We start from the raw sequence: 9,820 nt of genomic DNA on the forward strand, positions 1-9,820 counted from the left end.
GTATCTGCCCCAATGAAAGCTCAAGCCCGCCATATTCTGGTGAAAACCTCGGAAGAAGCCGAGCAGCTCAAACAACGCATCGCCAAGGGCGAAGCCTTCGATGTGCTGGCCAAAAAGTACTCCACCTGCCCGTCCGGCAAGCGCGGCGGTGATCTGGGTGAAGTGCGGCCGGGGCAGATGGTGGGGGTGATTGACGCAGTGATCTTCAAGAAACCGCTGCGAGTGGTGCATGGGCCGATCAAGAGCAAGTTCGGGTATCACCTGGTGCAGGTGTTTTACCGGGACTGATCGGTTGGCTTGAGGGCCCTGTGGTGAGGGGATTTATCCCCGTTGGACTGCGCAGCAGTCCCATCTTTTGGGGCCACTGCGCGACCCAACGGGGATAAATCCCCTCGCCACAGGTAACCCCCCTCACCACAGAGATTGCATCAGGTTTTGGGAATCAACGCCCCAGGCACCTGAATCACCTGACTCGCCAACCGATGCCCGGCTTCGGCCGCGTCCACCGGGCTGCCGCCCTTGAGCCGGCTGGCCAGGTACGCCGCACTGAACGAATCCCCCGCCGCCGTGGTGTCCACCACCCGCTCAACCTTCTGCGCCGGCACCTCAAACGACTCGCCGTCACAACGAATCAGACACGCCTCGGCGCCACGCTTGAGCACCACTTCCGGCGTGCCCATTTGCGCGTAAGCGGCAAACACCGCCTCGCAATCGGAAAAATGGAACAGCGCCTGCTCGTCATCCACCGTCAGCAACGCCAGGTCGACATACGGCAACACACTGCGATACGCCGCCCGAGCCTCCTCGACCGACGCCCACAGGCGCGGCCGGTAGTTGTTATCGAACACGATCCGCGCATCCCGCTGCCGGGCTTCGATCAGGGTTTCCAGCAGTTTCGCCCGACCTTGCACGCCGAGCACCGCCAGGGTGATGCCGCTGAAATACAGCACATCGTAGTCCGGCAACGCCGCAAGAATGGGCGCCGCCGCCGGGGTGGTGAAGCAATCGCGGACCGCGGCTTCGTTGCGCCAATACAGAAAACGTCGCTCGCCGGCGGCGTCGGTCTGGATGCAATACAAGCCGGGCAAACGACCGGGCAAGCGTTGGACCATGCCCAGTCCGATGTTTTCGGCGGCCCAGCTCTGGCACATGGCGTCGCTGAAACTGTCATCGCCCAAGGCAGTGACGTAATCCACCGCGCCGCCTTCGCCCAGTTCGCGGGACAGGTAGACCGCGGTGTTCAAGGTATCGCCGCCGAAGCTCTGTTGCAGACTGCCATCGGCGCGTTGCTGCAGCTCGATCATGCATTCACCGATCAGGGCGATGCGCGGGGTGTTGGGGCCGAGAGTGTTGATGGTGTTCATTATTGTGGTGTCTCAGGTCGTTCGGCGGTGTCTGGGCGGGCCTCATCGCGGGCAAGCCTCGCTCCTACGGGATCTCATCGTCTGTAGGAGCGAGGCTTGCCCGCGAAGGCCGCACCTCGGTCTAAACCTTAGAAACAGGTTTCCATGGTCTCGATGACATTCAACTGCTCATCCACCAGACACCCGGTACGCCACTTGTCGAACGTCAGGCACGGGTGCGAAGTGCCGAACGAAATGATATCGCCCACTCGCAGCTCAACGCCTGGCGCCACCGTCATGAACGCATGCTGGTCCATCACCGCCGTCACCTTGCAGGCACTCACATCGTCGCCCGTCGCCGGCACCACACCGGCCTTGTAACGCAGCAATGGCACCGGCAGACCGGCGTCGTACGCCACATCGCGTTTGCCCAGGGCGATCACCGCAAAACCCGGCTCCGGCAACGACTGCACATGAGCCCAGACTTCCAGTGCCGGGCGCAGGCCTTCGTGCAAATCGCTGCGGCGGTCGAGCACGCAGCATTGTGCTTCTTTGTAGATGCCATGGTCGTGCGCCACGTAGCTGCCCGGGCGCAATACGCTGAGGAAACGTCCGCTGGCGTTCTGCGCTTCGAAGGATTCGGCGATCAGGTCGTACCAGGCCGACCCCGACGCCGTGATGATCGGCTTGGCAATGGCGAACGCGCCGCTGTCCTGCAACTGCACCGCCAGACGCACCAACGACGCGGCAAATTCACGGATGCCGGTGACGGCATGATCACCATGGATCACGCCTTCGTAGCCTTCGATGCCCGTCAGCGCCAAGGCCGGCTGGGCGTTGATGGCCTTGGCCAGTGCGATCACTTCCTCTTCCGTGCGGCAGCCGCAACGACCGCCGACCACGCCGTACTCGATCATCACGTTGAGGCGTACGCCGCGCGAAGCGAAATACGCGCCGAGGTCCGCGACGTTGTCCGGGTGATCGACCATGCAATGGAAGTCGAACGTCGGGTCTGCCAGCAGATCAGCGATCAGCGCCATGTTCGGCGTACCAACCAGTTGGTTGGCCATCAGCACCCGACGCACGCCATGGGCATACGCCGCACGGGTTTGCGTGGCACTGGCCAGGGTGATGCCCCAGGCGCCGGCGTCAAGTTGGCGGCGAAACAGTGCCGGGGTCATGCTGGTTTTGCCGTGGGGCGCGAGTTCGGCGCCGCTGTTGCTGACGAACGTCTGCATCCAGCGAATGTTGTGCTCCAGCGCTTCGCGGTGCAGCACCAGCGCCGGCAGGCTGACGTCGCGTACCAGGTTGGCACCGGTCCGGGCAAAGCCCTTTTCCACGACGGCAGTATTTTGGGCAGTAGACATGGTCGAACTCCTCACATTCGCGGCCGCAGGCAGCCGCTGTTATTCGTTGATACGCCGGGCGAGGCTGTTGGCGCTGTCGATCAGCACCCGGCGATAGTCGTTGTAATTGTTCTTGGCATCGGCCCGTGGCGCGACGATGCACAGGGTCGCAATGGCAATGCCGTTCGGGTCTTTGACCGGTGCGGCGAAGCAATGGGTGAAGGTGTCGGCGACGCTATCGAAGGAGAAGAACCCATCGATACCGGCCTGACGGATTTCACCGAGAAACTGCTCCAGCGGCAGGCGTTCGCCGTTGGGCAGGATGAAGTCGTCGTGGTCGATCAGGTCGATGATTGCCTGGTCGCTCAAGTGCGCCAGCAGCAGGCGTCCGGAAGCGGTCCAGGGGATCGGCGCATTCTCGCCGATGTCCGAGGAAATGCGGAAATGCCGCTCGCCCTCTTTCATCAGGGCCACGGTGTATTTGCGACCGTTGAGCAGGCACATCTGCGCGGTTTCGCGGGTCTGGCTGACGATCTCCTGCAAGGCATGATCGGCCTCGCGGGTGAGGTCGAAATGACGCAAGTGCGCCTGGCCGAGGAAGTACAGCTGACGGCCGAGGTAGACGTGACCGTCCTTGCCCACGGGCTCGAGAATCCGTCGTTCCAGCAGCGAGGCCACCAGTTCGTAGACCGTGGATTTGGGGCTGCCGATGCCGCTGGCGATTTCATTCGGGCGCAGGGGCTGGCCGATCTCCTTGAGGAAATCGAGGATATCGAACGCCCGGTCCAGACCGCGAGCCCGGCGCTTGATGGTGTCTTCGGTCATTTCAGTGGTTCCCATTAAAGTGCCGGGAGTTTAACCAGAGTGCTGCGGCGACCGTTAGGCCGCCATCGCTGGCAAGCCAGCTCCCACAGGTTTTGTTGTTGCCGCCGATTCCGCATACAACACAAATCCTGTGGGAGCGTGGCTTGCCCGCGATGGGCGCGACTCGGTTCAAGCCTTTTTCTTGTACGCAATGCAGTCGATCTCAACCTTGCAATCCACCATCATGTTCGCCTGCACGCAGGCCCGGGCCGGTGCGTGTTCGGGTTTGAAGTACTCGGAGAAGACCTTGTTGAAACTGGTGAAATCCCGCGGATCCTCCAGCCACACACCCGCACGCACCACATCTTCCAGGCCATAACCGGCCTCTTCGAGAATCGCGATCAGGTTCTTCATGGTCTGGTGAGTCTGTTCGACGATGCCACCAGTAATGATCTCGCCATCCAGCGCCGGCACTTGCCCGGACACGTGCAGCCAGCCATCGGCTTCAACGGCGCGGGCGAAAGGGCGAGGCTGACCGCCAGCGGCGGTGCTGCCGGTGCCGTAACGAGTAATGCTCATGAGTGTTTCTCCTGATTTGAAAATGGATGTTTAAAACCGCGTGTTTTTCAAAAACTCGGCAAGACGCGGCGATTGCGGGCGTTCGAACAGCTCCTTGGGTGGCCCCTGCTCTTCGATCCGCCCCTGATTCATGAAAACGATCTTGTCCGAGACCTCGAACGCGAAGCGCATTTCGTGGGTCACCAACAGCATGGTCATGCCGTCTTCGGCCAGGCCCTTGATCACGCTCAACACTTCGCCCACCAGTTCCGGGTCGAGGGCGGAGGTGACTTCGTCGAACAGCATCAGGCTCGGGTTCATCGCAATTGCCCGGGCAATCGCTACACGCTGCTGCTGGCCGCCGGACAACTGGCCCGGATAGTGATCACGCCGCTCCAGCAGGCCGACCCGCTCCAGCCATTTTTCCGCCAGGGCTACGGCCTCGTCCTTGTGCAGCTTCTTGACCTTGAGCAGACCGAGGGTGACGTTCTGCAGCGCGGTCAGGTGCGGGAACAGATTGAACTGCTGGAACGCCATGCCGGTCATGGCCCGATGCCGGGCGATGACTTTTTCCGGGTGCCGTACGCGCTTGCCGCCGATCTCGTCATAACCGATGGACTCGCCATCGAGCATGATCTGCCCGCCCTGGAATTCTTCGAGCATGTTCACGCAGCGCAGCAGCGTGGTCTTGCCCGAACCGCTGGAACCGATCAGCGTGACCACGTTGCCGCGCTGCATGGTCAGGTCGACGCCCTTGAGCACTTCGAGCTGGCCGTATTTTTTGTGCAACCCGCGAATGTCCAGCAGGGGTTGCTCATTTTGCGCGTTCGAAACTTGAGGTTGAGTCATGGCAAGGCCACCCGCTTTTCAATGTGCCGGCCGAGTAATTCGATGGCGTAGTTGATGACGAAAAACAGAAATCCGGCGAACAGGTAAAACTCGAGGGTCATGAACGTCCGGGCGATGATCTGCTGGGTGCTGAGCAACAGCTCGGCCACACCGATCACCGACAACAGCGTCGAGGCCTTGACGATCTCGGTGGACGAGTTGACCCAGGTCGGCAGGATCTGCCGCAACGCCTGGGGTAACAGCACGTAGCCGAGGGATTGAAAAAACGTCAGGCCAATCGCCTTGCTCGCTTCCATCTGTCCGCTCGGCAACGCTTGCAGCGCACCGCGCACAATCTCGGCGACGTGGGAACCGCAGAACAGCGTCAGCCCCAAGGCACCGGCCTGGAACGCGCTGATCTGCCAGCCCAGCGCCGGCGCCATATAGAAGCAGGCCAGCACCAGCACAAACACCGGTGTGCCGCGAATAATGTCCACGTAGAAACGGAACGGTGCGCGCATCCAGAACTTGCCGTAAGTCAGCACCAGACCGGCAACGATACCGACCATCGTGCCCAGCAAAATCGCCAGGGCCGACACCTGCACACTGGTCAAAAAGCCTTGCCACAACACTTCGCGGGCAACCCACAATTCATGCAACCAACTGGGCGATTCGTACATGGGGCCTCCTATCGGCGGATCGCCAGACGCTGCTCGAGGTAACGCAGCATCATGGCAATGAGGTAACAGGCCGCAACATAGAGCGCCGTGGTCACCATCCAGGTTTCAATCACCCGGTAGCTCTCGACATTGATCTTGCGCGCGTAATAGGTCAGCTCCGGCACGGCAATCGCCGCCGCCAGCGAGGTGTCCTTGAACAGCGAAATGAAGTTGTTCGACAGCGCCGGCAACACGTTGCGCAGCATCACCGGAACGGTGACGTAGGCCTTGACCTGCCACTCGCCCAGACCGATCGCCAACCCGGCTTCGCGCTGCCCCTTGGGAATGCTCAGCAAGCCGCCACGGAACACTTCCGTCAGGTACGCCCCGGCATACAGCGACAGGGTGATGATGAACGACGGGATCTTGTCCAGACGAATCCCGAGACTCGGCAAGGCGAAGTAAATCAACAGAATCAACACCAGGATCGGCGTATTACGGATCACCGTCACATACACCGACGCCAGCACCCGCAACGCGCGATGCTTTGACAGCAAGGCAAACGCCATCAGCAGGCCAATCACGCAGCCGATGGCGATCGACACCAGCGCCAGCTCGAGGCCCAGACCGAGCCCCGCCAGCAAGGTGTCGAAATCGCGCCACACGGCGGCAAAGTTCAACTGATAGTTCATGATCAGCAGCACCTTGAACGGGGCGATTGTTCACCGCCCCGTTCATCATTCAACAATTGGAAACGTCGCGAGCGAAGGAAAGACAAGGCGAAAACAGGCGAGAAAGCGGAGTTGACGTCAGTCAATGAGCATTTCGAGCCTGTTTTCAACGCAGTATTTCGCGCGCAGCCCGCAGCAGTTTTCATTTGAATTCGACGGGGAAACCGATGGCTGGGGTAGGCAGATCGACACCGAACCACTGCTTGAAGGAGGCCGCGTACGCCGGGAACTCAACGCCGGTCATGGCTTCATGCAAGGTGGTATTGACGAAGTTCAGCCAGTCCTGATCGCCGCGTTTGACGGCGCAGGCGTAGGTTTGCGGGCTCCAGGCGTAGGTCGGGCTGCGATAGCGGCCGGGGTTCTGCACCATCAGGTATTTCACCGACGACTGATCGGTAGCGGCGGCGTCGGCACGGCCGGAGTTAACGGCCTGATACATCAGGTCCACGCTGTCGTACTGATCGACCTTGGCCTTGGGCAATGCCTGATGCACCAGCTCTTCGGCGTACACGTTCTGCAGCACGGCTACGGTGACGCTGTCGCCCGCGGCTTTCAGGTCTTCGATTTCCTTGTACTTGCTGTTCGCCGGCAACAGCAGGCCGACACCTTCGCGGTAGTACGGCAGTGTGAACGCCACTTGCTGGGCACGACTGGCGGTCACGGTGATGAACTGGCAACTGATGTCGACTTTGTCGGTCAGCAGGTTGGGAATCCGCGCATCGGAGGACTGCACCACGTATTCAACCTTGGTCGGGTCGTTGAACAGACCCTTGGCAATCATGTGCCCGATATCAATATCAAAACCCTGCAACTTGCCATCCGCTCCCTGGAAATGCCATGGCGCGTTGGTACTGCCCGTCCCCACGATCAGCTTCCCGCGGGCCAGCACGCTATCGAGCTTGCTGTCCGCCGCCTGGGCCACACCCATGGCAGCAGCCGAAGCCGCAAAGAGAAAAACACACGCTTTTAACAAGGAAGGTCGGCGATGCATGGCAAGCACTCCAGGATGATGTTTATTCCGCTATACCGGAACTAGGTATGTAACAACGGAATAGACAGCAGAAAGTGTGCCACAGGTTGCAGCGTGAAGGCAGGGGAAATTGAAAAGTGTTTTGAATCAGAGGGATGCGCATTCCTGCGCCGAGGGTGTTACGAAAGGTGCAAATGGAAAAGCGCTACCGTTGGCTACGGGCGCGGGTATCAGGTTCACAAATGGGTGCACGAACCTGAGTCATGCACCACCTGAAAGATCGCATTCGCGAGCAGGCTCGCTCCCACATTAGACCGTGTCTGCAAAGACAACTTGATCAACTGTGGGAGCGAGCTTGCTCGCGAAGAGGCCGGCAAACCCAGAGAAAAACTACTGGCCGATCCGCATCAGCCGAACCCGCGTCACCCGCCGCTCTTCAACCGACATGACCGTCATCCGCCAGCCTTCCCACTCATGGCTGTCACCCATCATCGGCAGGCGATCCAACAGACTCACCACCAACCCGGCGAGGGTTTGATAGTCGTCGGTCGGTTCTGCTGCAAACCCGGTCCGCTGACGCACCCTCGCCAGGTTCAATGCACCGCTGACGATAAAGCCGCCCTTCTCTTCAATGACGTCCGGACCTTCAATTGCGCTGGCGTCAGGCAACTCACCGGCAATCGACTCCAGAATGTCGGTCATGGTCAACACCCCGACGAAGTCACCGAATTCATTGACCACGAACGCAATGTGCGTAGAAGCCTGGCGCATCTGCTCCAAGGCATTCAGAATCGAATAACTGTCCAGCAGATTGATGGTCTTGCGCACCAGTTGCTCAAGACCCGGTTCGTTGCCGGCCAGGCATTCCTTGAGCAATTCCTTCTTGTGCACGAAACCCAGCGGCTCATCCACCGCGCCATCGCGAATCAGCGGCAAGCGCGAATAGGACGAATGCATAAGGCGCGTACGAATGGTCTCGGCATCGTCGGACAAGTCGATGTGGTCAACGTCGGCGCGGACCGTCATCAATGTGCGAATCGGCCGCTCGGCCAGTTGCAGCACACCACTGATCATGATCCGCTCACGTCGGTCGAACAGCACTTCACTCGGCGCTTCGCCGTTTTCCAGCAGGTCCGCGATCTCCTCGCCGACCTCTTCCTCCGCCAGCTTACGACCGCCCAGCAAACGCAGCACCGCGTGGGCCGTGCGCTCACGCATCGGTCGCAGGCCTTGCATCGACTTCTTGCGCCGCGCCCGGGCGATCTGGTTGAAGATTTCGATCAGGATCGAGAAACCGATGGCGGCGTACAGGTAGCCCTTCGGAATGTGGAAGCCCAGGCCTTCGGCGGTCAGCGCGAAGCCGATCATCATCAGGAACCCCAGGCACAGCATGATTACCGTTGGGTGGGCGTTGACGAATCGGGTCAGCGGTTTGCTGGCGATGATCATCAGACCGATGGAAATGATCACCGCGATCATCATCACCGCCAGTTCATCGACCATGCCCACGGCGGTAATCACCGCGTCCAGGGAGAACACCGCGTCGAGCACGACGATCTGCGCGACGATCGGCCAGAACAATGCGTAAGTCGTACTCGAAGAGCGCTCGCTGACATGGCCTTCGAGTCGCTCATGCAATTCCATGGTGGCTTTGAACAACAGGAACACACCACCGAACAACATGATCAGGTCACGACCGGAGAAACTCTTGTCGAACACCTCGAACAACGGCTGGGTCAGGGTCACCAGCCAGGAAATACTCGCCAGCAGGCCCAGGCGCATCAGCAAGGCCAACGACAAACCGATGAGTCGCGCGCGGTCGCGCTGTTCGGGCGGCAGTTTGTCCGCGAGGATCGCGATAAACACCAGGTTGTCGATGCCGAGCACCAGCTCCAGCACGATCAACGTCAACAGGCCCAGCCACGCGGTGGGGTCAGCTATCCATTCCATAAAAAACGTCTCGATCTCTTCAGTGAATTCAGAATGCCGGGCACGGCAAGGCGCGGCGCAGGGGCCGTGGGGTTGCAATGTCGAAGGTATTGAGAAGTCGGAAGACCGGATGTTTCGCGTGCATCAGGACAGCGCGCTGGCGCGAACAGGAAGGGTAACTGGGGGGCTCCGAGAGGGTGTTCATGCAAATCCTGAAAGGAAAAAGGCCTTGGAGCGTACAGGCACAAAGGACTTTTCCTACAGCCAGAAATCATTACAAAATCTGTAGAACATCTGGATTTGCAGTGTTTTTACCGCGGCCTTCGCCGGCAAGCCGGTCTCGCTCCCACACTGGATCTTCGGTGTCCACGAAACCCTGTGTGCGAGCCTGTTCGCGGGTATTCCGAAAGGTGCAGAGGGAGAAACGCTACCGTTGGCTACGGGTGCGGGTATCAGGTTCACAATCGGTGCGTTTTTGCCGAGAAACGAAACACGTATAAGGATGTGACTTCCTTATGAGCAGGCGCGATCCAACAGCCACTGTCGACGGTGCATTTCTTGCAATTGATCAACATCAATCAAGTGTAAAACCGCACTGGACAACCCTCGATGCGGCTGTTGTGATTCATATTCCAGTAACAGTAGTAACGCT

10 protein-coding genes are annotated in these 9,820 nt (G+C 59.9%); 1 reads left to right on the forward strand and 9 read right to left on the reverse strand.

Features of this window, described 5'->3' with window-relative positions; genetic code table 11:
• Positions 1-12: 12 nt before the first annotated feature.
• Positions 13-288: a peptidylprolyl isomerase gene (locus J2Y86_RS04970; RefSeq protein ID WP_007898282.1), complete on the forward strand. Its 276-nt coding sequence runs from the start codon at positions 13-15 to the stop codon at positions 286-288.
• Positions 289-428: 140 nt separating this feature from the next.
• On the opposite strand, the gene J2Y86_RS04975 is transcribed toward J2Y86_RS04970, so the two are convergent.
• From J2Y86_RS04975 to J2Y86_RS05015, 9 genes are all read right to left on the reverse strand, one after another.
• A complete protein-coding gene (locus J2Y86_RS04975) occupies positions 429-1,364 on the reverse strand; it encodes a sugar kinase (protein WP_253428632.1) in 936 nt (311 codons plus the stop codon).
• 128 nt (positions 1,365-1,492) lie between these two features.
• A complete protein-coding gene (locus J2Y86_RS04980; protein ID WP_253428633.1) occupies positions 1,493-2,710 on the reverse strand; it encodes an amino acid deaminase in 1,218 nt (405 codons plus the stop codon).
• A 39-nt stretch (positions 2,711-2,749) separates the two neighbouring features.
• On the reverse strand, positions 2,750-3,514 hold the full coding sequence (locus J2Y86_RS04985; RefSeq protein ID WP_214382970.1) for an IclR family transcriptional regulator: 765 nt from the start codon (positions 3,512-3,514) through the stop codon (positions 2,750-2,752).
• Positions 3,515-3,682: 168 nt separating this feature from the next.
• Positions 3,683-4,072, reverse strand: coding sequence for a RidA family protein (locus tag J2Y86_RS04990; protein WP_108217295.1), 390 nt, complete (start codon positions 4,070-4,072; stop codon positions 3,683-3,685).
• 30 nt (positions 4,073-4,102) lie between these two features.
• A complete protein-coding gene (locus J2Y86_RS04995) occupies positions 4,103-4,900 on the reverse strand; it encodes an amino acid ABC transporter ATP-binding protein (protein ID WP_253428634.1) in 798 nt (265 codons plus the stop codon).
• On the reverse strand, positions 4,897-5,559 hold the full coding sequence (locus J2Y86_RS05000; RefSeq protein ID WP_253428635.1) for an amino acid ABC transporter permease: 663 nt from the start codon (positions 5,557-5,559) through the stop codon (positions 4,897-4,899). The genes J2Y86_RS04995 and J2Y86_RS05000 overlap by 4 nt, the downstream gene beginning before the upstream one ends.
• A gap of 8 nt (positions 5,560-5,567) precedes the next feature.
• A complete protein-coding gene (locus J2Y86_RS05005) occupies positions 5,568-6,230 on the reverse strand; it encodes an amino acid ABC transporter permease (protein WP_017339153.1) in 663 nt (220 codons plus the stop codon).
• Between the two features lie 181 nt (positions 6,231-6,411).
• On the reverse strand, positions 6,412-7,260 hold the full coding sequence (locus tag J2Y86_RS05010; protein WP_253428636.1) for a transporter substrate-binding domain-containing protein: 849 nt from the start codon (positions 7,258-7,260) through the stop codon (positions 6,412-6,414).
• 369 nt (positions 7,261-7,629) lie between these two features.
• Positions 7,630-9,189, reverse strand: coding sequence for a TerC family protein (locus J2Y86_RS05015; RefSeq protein ID WP_253428637.1), 1,560 nt, complete (start codon positions 9,187-9,189; stop codon positions 7,630-7,632).
• Positions 9,190-9,820: the final 631 nt, after the last annotated feature.

The sequence above is a fragment of the Pseudomonas migulae genome (genome assembly GCF_024169315.1).
In the GTDB taxonomy this organism is placed as follows: Bacteria; Pseudomonadota; Gammaproteobacteria; order Pseudomonadales; family Pseudomonadaceae; genus Aquipseudomonas; species Aquipseudomonas migulae_B.